This is a genomic window from Stenotrophomonas sp. UBA7606, assembly GCF_002477705.1.
GTDB lineage: Bacteria > Pseudomonadota > Gammaproteobacteria > Xanthomonadales > Xanthomonadaceae > Stenotrophomonas.
On record NZ_DLJW01000079.1, the window covers coordinates 1 to 14,431 of the forward strand.

15 protein-coding genes are annotated in these 14,431 nt (G+C 67.2%); 12 read left to right on the forward strand and 3 right to left on the reverse strand.

Annotated elements, in window-relative coordinates; translation table 11 throughout:
- The 7 genes from B2527_RS10245 to B2527_RS10275 form a co-directional block, all read left to right on the forward strand.
- Nucleotides 1-651: alpha-ketoacid dehydrogenase subunit beta (locus tag B2527_RS10245; RefSeq protein WP_293711551.1), on the forward strand; the 651-nt coding region annotated here is incomplete at its 5' end.
- Nucleotide 652: 1 nt separating this feature from the next.
- The gene (locus B2527_RS10250) at nucleotides 653-1,006 is read left to right on the forward strand and encodes an SH3 domain-containing protein (protein ID WP_293711554.1); all 354 of its coding nucleotides are present in this window, start codon (nucleotides 653-655) and stop codon (nucleotides 1,004-1,006) included.
- Nucleotides 1,003-2,379 carry a dihydrolipoamide acetyltransferase family protein gene (locus B2527_RS10255; RefSeq protein ID WP_293711557.1) on the forward strand — a complete coding sequence of 459 codons (1,377 nt, stop codon included), beginning with the start codon at nucleotides 1,003-1,005 and terminating at the stop codon, nucleotides 2,377-2,379. The genes B2527_RS10250 and B2527_RS10255 overlap by 4 nt, the downstream gene beginning before the upstream one ends.
- A gap of 145 nt (nucleotides 2,380-2,524) precedes the next feature.
- Nucleotides 2,525-2,860, forward strand: coding sequence for a hypothetical protein (locus B2527_RS10260; RefSeq protein ID WP_293711560.1), 336 nt, complete (start codon nucleotides 2,525-2,527; stop codon nucleotides 2,858-2,860).
- Nucleotides 2,861-2,930: 70 nt separating this feature from the next.
- Entirely contained in the window at nucleotides 2,931-3,317 is a 387-nt protein-coding gene (locus B2527_RS10265; RefSeq protein ID WP_293711562.1) for a VOC family protein, read from the forward strand.
- Nucleotides 3,318-3,387: 70 nt separating this feature from the next.
- The gene (locus tag B2527_RS10270; RefSeq protein WP_293711565.1) at nucleotides 3,388-3,810 is read left to right on the forward strand and encodes a hypothetical protein; all 423 of its coding nucleotides are present in this window, start codon (nucleotides 3,388-3,390) and stop codon (nucleotides 3,808-3,810) included.
- Nucleotides 3,811-3,872: 62 nt separating this feature from the next.
- Nucleotides 3,873-4,646, forward strand: a complete 774-nt coding sequence (locus B2527_RS10275) for an SDR family NAD(P)-dependent oxidoreductase (protein WP_293711568.1) — start codon at nucleotides 3,873-3,875, stop codon at nucleotides 4,644-4,646.
- A gap of 159 nt (nucleotides 4,647-4,805) precedes the next feature.
- Here the strand turns inward: B2527_RS10275 and B2527_RS10280 are convergent, their stop codons facing one another.
- On the reverse strand, nucleotides 4,806-5,438 hold the full coding sequence (locus tag B2527_RS10280) for an NAD-dependent epimerase/dehydratase family protein (RefSeq protein ID WP_293711570.1): 633 nt from the start codon (nucleotides 5,436-5,438) through the stop codon (nucleotides 4,806-4,808).
- 116 nt (nucleotides 5,439-5,554) lie between these two features.
- Between B2527_RS10280 and B2527_RS10285 the strand changes: the two genes are divergently transcribed.
- Genes B2527_RS10285 through B2527_RS10295 form a run of 3 tightly spaced genes read left to right on the forward strand, consistent with a single transcriptional unit; the run spans nucleotide 5,555 to nucleotide 8,360 of the window.
- Entirely contained in the window at nucleotides 5,555-7,102 is a 1,548-nt protein-coding gene (locus B2527_RS10285; RefSeq protein WP_293711573.1) for a GGDEF domain-containing protein, read from the forward strand.
- Between the two features lie 54 nt (nucleotides 7,103-7,156).
- On the forward strand, nucleotides 7,157-7,693 hold the full coding sequence (locus B2527_RS10290; protein ID WP_293711576.1) for an RNA polymerase sigma factor: 537 nt from the start codon (nucleotides 7,157-7,159) through the stop codon (nucleotides 7,691-7,693).
- A gap of 4 nt (nucleotides 7,694-7,697) precedes the next feature.
- Nucleotides 7,698-8,360 carry a hypothetical protein gene (locus tag B2527_RS10295; protein ID WP_293711579.1) on the forward strand — a complete coding sequence of 221 codons (663 nt, stop codon included), beginning with the start codon at nucleotides 7,698-7,700 and terminating at the stop codon, nucleotides 8,358-8,360.
- A gap of 95 nt (nucleotides 8,361-8,455) precedes the next feature.
- Here the strand turns inward: B2527_RS10295 and B2527_RS10300 are convergent, their stop codons facing one another.
- Entirely contained in the window at nucleotides 8,456-9,364 is a 909-nt protein-coding gene (locus tag B2527_RS10300) for a DUF808 domain-containing protein (protein ID WP_293711582.1), read from the reverse strand.
- A 171-nt stretch (nucleotides 9,365-9,535) separates the two neighbouring features.
- Here B2527_RS10300 and B2527_RS10305 point away from each other — a divergent pair, with 171 nt between their 5' ends.
- Nucleotides 9,536-11,188, forward strand: a complete 1,653-nt coding sequence (locus B2527_RS10305) for an ABC1 kinase family protein (RefSeq protein ID WP_293711588.1) — start codon at nucleotides 9,536-9,538, stop codon at nucleotides 11,186-11,188.
- Here B2527_RS10305 and B2527_RS10310 read toward each other — a convergent pair.
- Nucleotides 11,185-11,880, reverse strand: a complete 696-nt coding sequence (locus B2527_RS10310) for a dioxygenase (protein ID WP_293711584.1) — start codon at nucleotides 11,878-11,880, stop codon at nucleotides 11,185-11,187. The two genes, B2527_RS10305 and B2527_RS10310, sit on opposite strands and share 4 nt — an antisense overlap.
- A 282-nt stretch (nucleotides 11,881-12,162) precedes the next feature.
- On the opposite strand from B2527_RS10310, the gene B2527_RS10315 reads away from it, so the two are divergent.
- A complete protein-coding gene (locus B2527_RS10315; protein WP_293711586.1) occupies nucleotides 12,163-14,265 on the forward strand; it encodes a phosphoglycerol transferase I in 2,103 nt (700 codons plus the stop codon).
- Nucleotides 14,266-14,431 lie beyond the last annotated feature (166 nt).

Genomic DNA, 14,431 nt, shown 5'->3' on the forward strand with positions numbered 1-14,431 from the left:
TGCCCGATGGTGCTGCGCGTGCCGTGGGGCGGTGGCATCCGCGCGCCGGAACACCACAGCGAAGCCAACGAAGCCATCTTCACCAATGTGCCGGGCATGCGCGTGGTGCTGCCGTCCAGCCCGCAGCGCGCCTATGGCCTGCTGCTGGCCGCGATCCGCGAGCCGGACCCGGTGATCTACATGGAGCCCAAGCGCATCTACCGCCAGTACAAGGAAGTGGTCGCCAACGACGGCGAAGCACTGCCACTGGACGTCTGCTTCGTGCTGCGTGACGGCACCGACGTGACCCTGGTCACCTGGGGTGCACAGGTCAAGGAAGCACTGGAAGCAGCCGACAAGCTGGCTGGCGAAGGCATCAGCGCCGAAGTCATCGACGTGGCCACGCTGCGTCCGCTGGACTTCGCCACCATCGCCGAGTCGGTGGCCAAGACCGGCCGCTGCGTGATCGTGCAGGAAGCGCCCAAGACCGCCGGCTTTGGTGCCGAGATCGCCGCGCGCCTGGCCGAGGAGTCGATGTATGACCTGGTGGCACCGGTCGAACGCGTCACCGGCTATGACACCCACATCCCGCTGTTCCGCCTGGAGATGAAGTACCTGCCGAGCGTTGAGCGGATTGTGACCGCCGCCAAGCGCGCGGTCGCGGCGGGCTGACATGCTGGCACGCCTGATTGGCAGCTACCGCAGCCAATACCGCAATCCCCTGCAGTTCCGCACCGGGCAGATCGTCGAGCTCGGTGTGCGTGACGAGGAATGGCCTGCCTTTGCCTGGGTGAAGACCGAGGCAGGCAGTGCCGGCTGGGCGCCGGTGGCCTGGTTGCGGGTGCTCGACGACGGCCGCGCCGAAGCGCTGCGCGACTACAGCGCGCGCGAGCTGGACGTCGACCGCGGCGAGCAGGTGCGGCTGCATCACGAACATGGCGGCTGGTGGTGGTCCGAACGCGCCGATGGCGCGCAGGGCTGGCTGCCGGCACGCGAACTTGAATTGCTGGAAGAGAACTGCACATGAGCCAGACCAAGAATTTCAACCTGCCTGACCTGGGCGAAGGCCTGCCGGACGCGACCATCGTGGAGTGGTTCGTCAAGGAAGGCGACGTGATCAGGCTCGACGAGCCGCTGGTATCGATGGAGACCGCCAAGGCCGTGGTCGAAGTGCCCTCGCCGGTTTCCGGCAAGGTGCTGAAGCTGGCCGGTGCGCCTGGCGACATCGTGGTCACCGGCCACGTGCTGGCCAGCTTCGAGCTGGACCCCAACCTGCCGCAGCGTGCCGAAGGCCAGGACACCGGCCACCACCACGGCGCCCCGGCCGAAGCCGCGCCGGCACCGGCCGCTGCGCCGGCCCCGGTAGCCGCCGCTGCCGCCGAACGTGCCGATGAAGGCACCGTGGTCGGCGCGATGGTCAGCTCCAATGCCGTGCACACCGAACAGGCCGTGGCCGTGGGCGGGGTCAAGGCGATGCCGGCGGTGCGTGCGATGGCGCGCAAGCTGGGCGTGGACCTGGCCCGCGTACGCGCCACCGGCGCCGATGGCGCGGTGACGATGAATGATGTGAAGCAGGCGGCGGCGAATCCGTCCGCCCTGCTCCCCTCTCCCTCCGGGACAGTGGCCGGGGGGGAGATCGCTACTGCAGCTGCCGTACCCTCACCCCAACCCCTCTCCCAAGGGGAGAGGGGCTCAAGCGCGCGCACCCCGCTGTCTGCAGCAGGCAAGCCGATGCGCACCGCCCCGCCGGGCGTGGTCGCCAAGGGCCAGCCGGAGCCGCTGAAGGGCGTGCGCCGCAACATGGCGCGGGTGATGGCCGATGCGCACAGCAAGGTGGTGCCGACCACGCTCAGCGACGACGCCGACATCCATGCCTGGGCGCCGGGCAACGACATGACCTCGCGCCTGGTCCGCGCCATCGTCAGCGCCTGTCAGGCGGTGCCGGCAATGAACGCCTGGTTCGACGGTGACAACCTCACCCGCACCCTGCACGCACAGGTCGATATCGGCATTGCCGTGGACACCGACGACGGCCTGTTCGTGCCGGCCCTGCGCAATGCCGACATGCTGGATGCACGTGGCGTGCGCGAGGGCATCAACCGCCTGCGCCAGCAGGTCGAAGACCGCTCGATCGCACCCTCGGAACTGAGCGGCTACACCATCAGCCTGTCCAACTTCGGCATGTTTGCCGGCCGCTACGCCACCCCGGTGGTCGTACCGCCGTGCGTGGCCATCGTCGCCGCCGGCCGTGCCCGCTTCCAGGTCACCCCGGTGATGGGCGGCATCGAGACCCACAAGGTCATCCCGTTGTCGGTCACCTTCGATCACCGCGCCTGCACCGGCGGCGAAGCCGCGCGATTCCTGCGCGTGCTGATCGACGACCTGGCACTGGCCAGCTGATCCAGGTTTCCTCCCAGTTGCAGCAAGACTTCAGGCCCGCAGCAATGCGGGCCTCTTTTTGCCTGCCGCCCGCTGCACACTGTCACAACACGCAGCAGGTTCGGCGCTACGATGCAGGCAACCCACAACACCAGCACGCATCGCCATGGGCACCTGGATCTGCACCACCTGCAAGGAAGTAAACGAAGACCCATTCGATCGCTGCTGGAAATGCGGCAGCCATGCCGATGGCAGCCCGGCCGACATCCACGAGCAGCGCGTCGATGGGCCACAGTGGATGCAACCACCGCGCCTGATCGATTGCCAACGCTGCCCCGGCATGCGCATGCAGTTCATCGGCCGCCGCCGCTTCCACGAGGGCTCGCAGGCATTGCCCTTCCTGCTCGGCAACCTGGGCGAGCTGTTCGTCAACCGCGAAGAGTTCGACCTGCATGCCTGCCCCAACTGCGGCAAGGTGGAACTGTTCCTGTCCAACCACTGAATCGGCGGGCCTTCGCGGCCGTCGCCCGTGCAACGCGCTACCCTGCACATTCCTGCAACGGAGCACCGCCATGGCCCACCGCAGCCGTCTTGCCGGTTTCATCATCGATTGCCAGGACACCGACAGCGACAGTGCCGCCGCCTTCTGGAGCGCTGCACTTGGCCTTCGCGCAGCGCCGGGGTACACCGAGGACGATGGCGCACAATACAGCGAGCTGCTGGGCGCGCCGGCCAACCTGCATGTGGAGGTGCAACGGGTCAGCCATGCCCCGCGCGTGCACCTGGACATCGAGGCCGATGACATCGACGCCGAGGCCGACCGCCTGGAAGCGCTGGGCGCACGCCGCATCGGCTTCGTCAAACGCTGGTGGGTGATGGAAGCCCCCACCGGCCACCGCTTCTGCATCGTGCACATGCGTGACCCGGACCACGGGCATCCGCCCAGCAACTGGGCCTAGCCGCTCTTCACCCCATGCTCCGCCATGGCATGGCCCAATTGGCAGTCGGAACCTTCAAGGAGTGAACTGCATGGGAGTGCTGAGCGGGATGATAGCGGGCGCCTTTGGCGGCTTTATCGGCATCAACCTGCTGGCCTGGGTCGCCAAGCGCAACAGCCGGCCGCATGACCTGACCAGTTTCACCTCCGACCACAACGTCATCGCCAGGATCGATGACTGGGCACAGGCCCATGGCTACCGTCTGGTAGCGAACAATGCCGGCACCCGCCTGTACCGCAAGGGCCACAACATCCTGACCGCCCCCATGTTCCTGCAGGTCAGCCAGCAAGGCCGTCGCTACGTGTGCAGGAGCTATACCCGCATCAACGGCCTGCTGGTCAAGGCGGACATCGCGCTGAGCGGTGACAGCTTCATCGCCAAACTGCCGCGTTCGATGGCAAAGAAGGCGCAGAACGAACTGTTTGCCAGCTTGAACGTGCCGGGCCTGCCCTGAGCAGCGACGCGGCGTGCCCGCCATGCGGATAATGGGTACTCCGTAACCCGCTGGATTGCCACATGCGACCTGATCCGTCCTTCTCCAATGTACGCGTACTGGTGGCCGGTGGCAGCCGGGGCATTGGCCTGGCCATCGCCCGGGCATTCGCCACCGCCGGTGCCGGCGTGAGCATCTGCGCGCGTGACCTGCAGGTGCTGGCGCAGGCCGCCGCCGGGCTGCAGACATGCGGCGCGGCACGCGTCCATCAGCAGGCCTGCGATCTTGCCGATGCCGATCAGATCGCGCACTGGGTGGACACCGCCGCGCAGGCGCTGGGTGGCATCGATATCGTCGTCAACAATGCGTCGGGTTTTGGCAATGGCAGCGACGATGCCAGTTGGCAGGCAGGCTTTGAGGTGGACCTGATGGCGGCGGTGCGCACCAACCGGCAGGCCCTGCCCCATCTGCGGCGGAGCACGCAGCCGGCCATCCTCAACGTCAGCTCCATCAATGCATCGGTGCCCACGCCACGCGCAGCAGCCTATTCCACGGCCAAGGCGGCGCTGAACTACTACACGGTGAGCCTGGCCACCGAACTGGCCTGCGAGCGCATCCGCGTCAATGCGATCGCGCCCGGCTCCATCGAGTTCCCGGGCGGCCTGTGGGACCGCCGCCGCAGCGAAGAGCCGGCCCTGTATGCACAGATCCGCGAGCGCATCCCGTTCGGCGGCTTCGGCAATGCCGAGGATGTCGCCGATGCCGCACTGTTCCTGTGCTCACCGCAGGCACGCTGGATCACCGGCCAGATCCTGGCAGTGGACGGCGGCCAGTCTCTCCCCGCAGGTGCGGCCTAGGCCACCAGGCCACAGGCGCATCGGCCGCCCACGCGGCCGCTTGCCGAGCATGGCTCGGCACTACAGAACACCACGGCATGGTCCCCAACCCGATAGGCGCCGCTGGGCCGTTGATCACGCCCTGCAGATCCGCACATTGCGCTGCGGGCAAGGCTGCACTCAGGCCAGCGCAGCTGCGCCGACTACCCGCACACCCGGCTGTGGTGCCAGCGCGGCCTCCACCAGCGCCGCAGCGATGTTGCTGGCCGGGTTGATCCGCCAGGCACGCGGCAACACCGGCGCCAACGCTCCCAGCACCTTGCCGGCCAACTGCTCGCCAGCACGGTATTCGCTGCGTTCTCCACCGATAAGGCCCGGTCGCACCAGCGTCAACGAGGCGAAGTCCAGTGCCTGCAGGTCACGCTCCAGTTCGCCCTTGACCCGGCTGTAGAACACCCACGCGCGGGGGTTGGCACCGGCCGCCGAGTTGAGCGCGAACACCGTGCAGCCCTGCGCCCGCACCAGGCGGGCGATGGCCAGCGGATAGTCATGGTCGATGCGAAGGAAGGCTTGCCGCGACCCGGCCTGTTTCATGGTCGAGCCCAGTGCGCAGATGGCCGCATCCACCTGCCAATCGTCGCCATGTTGCGGCAGTTGTTCGAAATCCAGCACCGGATTGCGCAGCCGCGCGTGCTGCACGCCCAGCGCGCGGCGGCTGGGCGCCAGCACCGACGTGCAGCGCGTGTCCACCAGCAGACGCTGCAGCACCTGTGCCCCCACCAGGCCGGTGGCGCCGGCCAAAAGAACCCGCATGGCATCCCTCCCGTGACCGGTTGCCGTTCAAGCAGGCCCACACCTTGCCGATAATGGGGCTTGGATACCACCCCCGTGGTGCGCCCCGCGCACCCCCAACCCTGCGGACCCGGCACATGGCTGACAGCCCCGACGATACCTCCCACACCCGCGGCAGCGGGCTGGGGCGCATCCTGTCCCGGCGTGCGGCCAGCAGCGACAACGCCAGCAACACCGCCACACTGCTGGGCAATGGCAGCGCCGGCATGGCGATGCTGCAACGGCTGTTTGTCGGTGCCGATGCACCCGAACCGCTGCTGGGAGCGTTTGCCCAGGGGCTGTGCACCTTGCCCGGCGAACTGGGCGACATGGGCCAGCGCCTGCACAGCGCCCATGCCGAGCAGGACTGGGAACGCTACGGGCGGCTGCTGCGGCAATTGATCGACAAATACATCCGCACCATCGACCAGGAAACCCCACTCACCGCCGGCAGCGAGTCGGCGCAGCTGCGCGACCTGCTGCGCGGCACCCTGGACGCGGTGCTGGCCAGCCTGCTGCAGCAGGCCCCGGCGCTGGGCCAGCAGGCCCAGCGCATGAGCGAAGAACTGCACGCCTGGCGCAGTGGCCAATCCCTGCAACCGATCGCCACCCACCTGCGCGAGCTGTGCCACCAGGTGGGCGTGCGCAGTGCCAGCCTGCAGGAACAGCACGAACTGCTGCTCAAGCTGTTCGCGCTGCTGCTGGACAACATCACTGAACTGCTGGACGAGCAGAGCTGGTTGCACGGCCAGGTGCGCACTGTGCGTGAGGTCCTGGCCGGACCGTTGGACAGCGCCTCGCTGGAACAGGCCCGCAACGAGCTGCGCGAGGTGATCTACCGGCAAGGCCTGTTGCGCCAGGGCATCGGCGAATCCAAGCAGGCGATGAAGGACCTGATGGTCGACTTCGTCCAGCAGGTGGACGGCATGGCCACCGAAACCGGCGAGTACCACGACCGCATTGCCAGTTACGCCATCGCCGTGCGTCAGGCGCGCAGCATCGCCGACCTGAACCACTTGCTGCAGGACGTGCTGCAGGACACCGCACGTGTGCAGGAACAGGCCGCACGTGCCCGCGACCACCTGGCCAACGCACGTGCCGAGGCCAAGGCCGCCGAACTGCGCGTGCAGCAGCTGGAAAGGGAACTGGAGGAGGTGGGCAGCCAACTGCGCACCGACCCCCTCACCGGCGCCCTCAACCGGCGTGGCCTGGACGCGGAACTGGCGGCCGCCATGGCCGCGACACAGGGCGCATTGAGCATCGCCATGCTCGACCTGGACCACTTCGGCCACACCAATGCCAGCTACGGCCATGCCGGCGGTGATCGGGCCCTGCGCCACCTGGTGGCAACGGCCCAGACCCGGCTGGGCAACAACGGTCAGATCGCACGGCTGGGCGGGGATGAGTTCGTGCTGATCCTCACCGACATGCCGCTGGCCCAGGCCGAAGCACAGCTGCGGCGGCTGCAGGAGTCACTGGCGCAGCGGCCGTTCCTGCACGAGGAGCAGCGCGTGCATGTGCGCTTCAGTGCCGGGGTGGCGCAGTGGCGGCCGGGCGAAAGCGCCGACAGCCTGCTGCAACGCGCCGATCGCGCCCTGTATGCAGCCAAACAGGCCGGCCGCGACCGGGTCGACAGCGCCGGTTGAGCACGCTCGACGGGGATCTGTGATATTCCGCCTGTTGCCGCGAACAACCCGGGCATGGACACTCTTACAGCCGCCGCCGCCGAGCAACTGCGCAGGTCCTTTGCCACGTTGCTGCAACAGCACCAGGGCATCGCCCTCAAGGTCGCGCGCAGCTACTGCCGCGATTCCGAGGACCGCAAGGATCTGCTGCAGGAGATCAGCATCCAGGCCTGGCAGGCCTTCCCCGGCTTCGACAGTGCACGCGCCCAGTTCAGTACCTGGCTGTACCGCATCGCCTTGAACGTGGCCATTTCGCGGGTGCGCGCGGTGCGGGTGCGCCAGCGCCACCACGCCGACGGCGAGGACGTCGACAACCTTCCCGGCCTTGCCGACAGCGCCGAGCAGGCACTGCAGCTGTCCCAGCTGCATACGATCATCCATGCCCTGCCACCACTGGACCGGGCCCTGTTGCTGCTGTACCTGGACGACTGCAGCCACCGTCAGATCGGCGAGGTGCTGGGCATCAGTGCCAGCAACGCCGCCACCCGCCTGCACCGCATCAAGCTGCAACTGCGCCAGCAGTTTGCCGCCCCCACCCCACCGCGAGGTTGAGCCCATGGAACTGGAAGAACTGAAAGCCGCCTGGGCCGTGCAGGCCCAGCGTATCGATCAACTGGAAGCCCAGGCCCTGCAGGCCTGGCAGCAGCCCCGCAGGCAGGCCTTGCGGCTGCGCCTGCGCTGCTTCAGCGGCCTGCAGCTGCTGTGGTTGCTGGTGTGGATCGTGGTCACCGCCTTGGCCGCCGGTTTCTGGTTCGCGCACCGGCAGGTTCCGCAGCTGTTGCTGACCGGCCTGGCATTCCACGTCTATGGCATCGCCGCCATCTGGGTTTCGATCACCCGTGCCCTGCTTGCCCTGCACCTGGATGCCAGCGACGCACCGGTGCTGGCCCAGCAGCTGCGGCTGGCGCGGTTGCGCCGCTTCACCGCGCTCAGCGAACTGGCGCTGGGCCTGCCGTGGTTCTGCCTATGGCTGCTGGCGCTGCAATGGGCCTGCGTCCAGTGGCTGGGCCTGGACCTCTACACGATGGCACCGGCCTGGTTCCTCGGCAGTCTTGGCTTCGGTGCGGTCATGATGGTCGGCAGCATGCTGGCGGCGCGGCGGGTGCTGCAGCGCCTGCCTGCCGACCATCGCTGGCAGCAGCTGCTGGACAGCCTTTCCGGTCAATCGCTGGCACGCGCGCAGCAGTACCTGCAGGAGCTGCAGCAGGGCCAGAAGTAATCGCTGCTGCAACTGCACGATCCGCACCAGGCGCGCAGCCGTCCTGCGTCAGCTATCCGCAACGCAGGCAACGGCGCCGCTCCCGCCGTGCGGCGTCAATGTGCGGGCTTGGCGCCGCGCATGCGCTGGAACAAGGTCACCCCGGCAAGCACTAGCGCACCAATCAGGATGCCCACCACCACGCTGCCCAGGGCGTTGGCCAGCCATGCCAGGTTGTCCGGCGCCAGCCCCAGCACGAAGTGGTGCAGCGCCGGGATGGCATGGACCAGGATGCCACCGCCCACCAGGAACATTGCCGCTGTACCGGCAATGGACAGGCCGCGCATCAGCCATGGCGTGGCATGCAGAATGCCCCGACCCAATGCGGCCAGCGCGCGCCCCTTGTCCAGCAGCCATGCCCCCAGGTCATCCAGCTTGACGATGCCGGCCACCAGCCCGTAGACGAACACGGTCATGCCGGTGGCGATGGCGATCAAAGCCGCCACCTGCTGCCCGAACGGCGCGTCGGAGATCACTCCCAGCGACAGCACGATGATCTCGGCCGAGAGGATGAAATCGGTGCGCACCGCACCCTTGATCTTGTCCTTCTCCCACGCCACCACATTGGTCCTGTCATCGGCCAATGCGCGGTTGAGTTCGGCCTTGTGGGCGGCGTCCTCTTCCTTGGAATGCAGGAACTTGTGCGCCAGCTTCTCCACGCCTTCATAGCAGAGGAAAGCGCCGCCAAGCATCATCAGCGGGGTGATCGCCCACGGCAGCCAGGCACTGATGGCCAGCGCCGCCGGCACCAGGATGGCCTTGTTGAGCAGCGAGCCCTTGGCTACCGCCCACACTACCGGCAGTTCGCGGTTGGCGCTGACCCCGGTCACCTGCTGCGCGTTCAAGGCCAGGTCATCGCCCAGTACGCCGGCGGTCTTCTTGGCGGCAACCTTGGTGAGGATGGAGACGTCGTCCAGCAGCGTGGCGATATCGTCGAGCAGGGCAAACAGGCTGGCTCCAGCCATGGGGCACCGTTGGTATGGGGAAGCGGGATTCTCACCGATTCACCCGCCAATGCGTAGTGATGCCGTATTCACCCACCGCCAACCCGGCAACGGCGACACTGCGGGTCTGGCCACGAGGAGCAAGCAGTGAGCGAGCCGATCAGCAACGACAGTCCCTCGACCATCGGTGGCATGAGCCGCCGCCAGCAGATCGTGCGGCTGCTGCTGCGCTACCGCCACTCCGGCGTGTTCTCCGGCATCTCCCTGGATGGCGAGATACCACGCCTGGGCAAGGCACCGACCGCCGGCGACCCCACCCAGTTCGTCTCCGACCTGGAGGCCCTGGGCACCACCTTCGTCAAGCTGGGGCAGGTGCTGTCCACCCGCCCGGACATGATTCCGCCGGAATACGTCACCGCGCTGGAGCGCATGCAGGAGCAGGTCGCAGCGATCCCGGTGGCACAGATCCGCGCGGTGGTCGAAGAGGAGCTGGGAGCGCCGGTCGACAAGATCTTCGCCTGGTTCGACCCCGAGCCCCTGGGCTGCGCATCCATTGCCCAGGTTCACCAGGCCGAACTGCACGACGGCCGCCAGGTGGCGGTGAAGGTACAGAAGCCGGACATCGCCACCCAGCTGCGTTCGGACATCGGCGTGCTGCGCAGCTTTGCCACCGCCGCCGACCACCTGACCCGGGTAGGCCGCAAGGTGCGCTTCTCCGACTGGCTGGACGAGTTCGCCAAGACCCTGCGGATGGAACTGGACTACCAGACCGAGGCCGCCAACCTGGCCCGCTTCGGCCAGCACCTGCAGCCCTACCCCGAGCTGTGGATACCACAGCCGGTCTGGGACCTGTCCAGCCGCCGGGTGCTGACGATGGAACTGGTGCAGGGCGTGCGCGTGGACGCGATACCGCCGGTGCGCCGCACCGAGCAATCGATGGAGCCGCTGGCCGCGGCACTGGTGCGCGGCTACCTGGACCAGATCTTCGTCCACGGCGAGATCCACGCCGACCCACACCCCGGCAACCTGCGCGTCACCCCGCAGGGGCAGCTGGCGATCTTCGACCTGGGCATGGTGGCGCACGTCCCGCCGCGGCTGCGCGAGCGCCTGCTCAAGGTGCTGTTTGCCGCCGTCGATGGCCGTGGCGAGGAGGTGGCCGACGAGATCATCGGCATCAGTACCCGCCTGGAGGACTACGACGAGGAACGCTACCTGCGCGAAACCGGGCAGATGATCGCCCGCTATGCGGCCAACGGCACCCTGTCCGAAGGCCATGTGGTGCTGGAGATCGTGCGCACCGCCACCGCCGCCAACCTGCGCACGCCACCGGAACTGAGCCTGCTCGGCAAGGCCCTGCTCAACCTGGAAGGCGTGTGCCGCGTGCTTGCACCGGAGCTGGACACCCGCCGCGTGGTGGAGAAGCAACTGCAGCACGTGATGCGCGCGCACTTCCGCAAATCGCTGTCGGCCGCCAACCTGGCCAGCGAGGCGATGGAACTGCAGCAGCTGCTGCGTACCGGGCCGCGGCGCATGTCCGACATCCTCAGCCTGCTGGCCGAGAATCGCCTGCAGATGAAGGTCACCGGGCTGGAAGAGTCACGCCTGATGGAAAACATCCAGAAGGTGGCCAACCGCATCGCCGCCGGCCTGATCACCGCCGCGCTGCTGCTGTCCTCGGCGCTGCTGATGCGGGTGCCTTCGCGCTGGACGCTGCTGGGCTACCCGACCTTCGCCATCGTGCTGTTCATCCTGGGCGTGGTGATCGGCATGGGCCTGATCGTCAGTTCGTTGCTGTTCGACCGCCGCACACGCGCACGCGAACGCGAGGAGCGCAGCCACCGTTAGCAGCGCGGCAGCGGATCCGGCCGCAGCAGCACCGAGGTGCTGGGGGTGCCCTCGCAGACCTCATCGAACAACTGCACGCTGTCGCCGTCCGCGCGCACCGCCAGGGTGTACAGCAAAGGCAGGAACGCGGCAGCGTCGTGCTGCAGCGCCTGCAGCTCGGCCAAGGCAGCGATGTTGCCGTGGCCGACCAGCTCGCGCAGTTGCGCGGCATAGGCAATGCGATTGCCGGCAACCATGCTGCCGATGCCCAGGATCAGGATGCCCTGCTCGCGCAGAGGCCGCAGCCACGCACCCAGCGCCGCGTGTTCCAATGGCGACAAGGCGGTATCCAGACTGACCTGCACGACCGGGATCGAAGCGTGCGGATACAGGCCCTGCACCAAGGCGACGACCTCGTCGTTGAGGGCATGGCTGCTGTCCAGGCGCGCGCCCGGCAGATCCAGCAAACCATTGATGCGGCGTGCCACGCGCGCCGACACGGTCTGCAATACATGCGGGCTTTCGTGCTCCGGAGCGATGCTGATGCAGATGCCCTCGGTCTGCCGTTGCGCCGCCACGCAGACAACGGCACGCGGTTGCGGGAAATGCGCCACCACATCCTGCCAGCACCGTCTTACGGCGGTGGTGGCTGAAGCGCGCGCAATACTGTCGTGGCCAGCGAACAACGCCGGCATACGGGTGGTGGTGTCCATGCGTGTCCTGAAGGCGATGCCAGTGGCAGCCAAGCGCTGCGGCAATCGCGGCGGTCCCGGGCAGTGATCGCCCGCATCCCTTCCGCAGGTGTGCACTGTGCCTGCGGTTGTGTGATAGGAAGATGAATAGGGGTTTTCCTACCCCCGTCACCAAAAAACATTTCAGTCAGGTTTGGCTTGGCACCATCCGGGCGTCCCTTCCGTCACCCGCATGTCATGGCGTGGTGGTAGGCGACGGCGGCCGCGGCCGCTGCTACCTCCTCCGCTACCGCAAGTGACCGCATGCATTGGATCATCTGGCTGTGCCTGGCCGCGCTCGTTGTGCTGCTGCTGCTCTCCCCCGTACTGGCCCGCACCAAGGCCGCCCTGCTCTGCCTGCTGTCGTTGTTGTTGAGTAGCTGGTGGCTGATCGACAAGCTCAGTGGTGACGGCATCAACTCCGCCACCCTCTATCACCTGCGCAGCGACATGGAAGGCGCCGGTGTCGCCGATTTTGGCGGGTATATCGCCGGCTTCATCGGCCTGATGCTGATCTCCCTGCTGCCCTTTGCATTGCTGCGCGTGCGCCGCCTGCAACTGCCCCGCCATGGCGGAGCGGTGTTTGCCGGCTTCGCCGCGGCACTGGTGGCGACGGTCGCCCTCAGTCCGCTGTACGCTGATGGTCGGCGCGTCTACCAGCAGATGCAGCCGGTGGATTACAGCGCCGTCGCCCCCGAATACCTGCTGCCATCACAGCCATTGGCCAAGCGGCCCAACATCGTCTGGATCTACGGTGAAAGCCTGGAGCGCACCTACCTGGACGAGGCCGTGTTCCCGGGCTTGATGCCAAACATCGCGCGTCTTGCCGGCGAGGCCCTGGATTTCCGCAACATCGCCTCGGCCGATGGCAGCGGCTGGACCATCGCCGGGCTGGTGTCGTCGATGTGCGGCGTGCCGTTGACCACCGCACAGGGCGATGAGAACAGCATGGGCCGGTTGGGCCAGTTCCTGCCCGAAGCCTTCTGCCTGGGTGATTACCTGAAGCAGCAGGGCTACAGCAACCACTACATGGGCGGCGCCAACGGCCAGTTCGCGGCCAAGGCCGACTTCCTGCGCAGCCATGGCTTCGACGATGTGCGCGATCTGGAGTGGTTCCAGCAACAGGACATCGGCAAGCAGCATTTCTCGCCCTGGGGCGTGCACGACGATGTGCTGCTGGAGCAGGCCTATGCGCGCTTCACCGAGCTGTCGCAGGCCGGCACACCGTTCATGCTGACCACCTTGACCATGGATACCCACCACCCGGCCGGCCACCTGCCGGTGGCCTGCAAGAACACGCGCTACCGCAGCCAGTACGGCAACATCGGCCTGCTCAACGCGCTCAAGTGCAGCGACCGGTTGATCTCGCGCCTGGTGCAGCGCATCCGCGACAGCGCGTTTGCCGACAACACCCTGATCGTGATCGCCTCCGATCACCTGGCCATGCCCAATGACCTGAGCGATGTGCTGGAAAAACAGCACCGCGAGAACCTGCTGCTGTTCCTGGGCAAGGACGTGCAGCCGCGGCAGATCGTGGCCCGTGCCGGCACCACGCTGGACTCCGGTGCCACCGCACTGCACCTCATCGATCCCGCCATCCATGCCATCGGCTTTGGCCGCTCGCTGCTGACCCCACCGGCCGCCACCAGCGCCAGCTACGCCGCCTTGCAGACCGATCAGCGTGATTACGCCCGCTATCGCGCCTTCGCGCGTTCGCTGTGGCTGGGTGAACAAACCCGCATGCTGCGCCTGGAGGACGACCAGGTGCTGGTCGGCGTGCAGAAGGTGCAACCACCGGTGCTGCTGGAGTACGACGAGCAGTGGGCGTTGAAGTCGATGTACCTGGAGAACACCTCACGCAAGTTCGAGGAAGCCAATCCGCACCACCGCCTGGCCTATGTCGACCGCTGCACCGCTTTCGAGGACGGCTCGGCCGATGGCCAATGGTGCGCCCTGCTGGTGGATGAGAAACAGGGCATGCGCATGTACCGCGACAACCAGCTGCGCCGTGGCGTGGCCGTGGATGCGCCATTGCAGGCCTTCAACGGCCAGCGCCCGAACGTGCGCCAGTCGCGCATGATCAGCCGCCAGCCGCGCCACACCGGCCCCGGCCAGTACATCCTGGAACTGTATGCGGCGCAGCGCCCGCAGCGGGCGTTCTGGGTGGAAGCCGTGTCGTCCAAGCGCAAGGTGGTGGTTGCCCAGCAATGGGTGCAGGCGGATGCCGACGGCCGAATCCGCATGCCGGTAGGCCTGGATCACGCGATCGACGATCTCGAGATCCGTGCATGGCTGAACCATGCCGAGCAGCTTGCCGTGGACGACTACGCGCTGCTGCCGATGAAGACCGAGCATCCGCGCTCGTAACCCACATCCTGTAGTGGCGGGCCATGCTCGGCACATCCCCTCCCTTTGGCGAAGCCAAGGGGAGGGCTGGGGAGGGATCGCTTTCAGCTTGGCCGGGAAAGCCCCTGCCGAGCATGGCTCGGCACTACCCCCCCTCCCTTTGACGTAGCCAAGGAAAGGGCTGGGG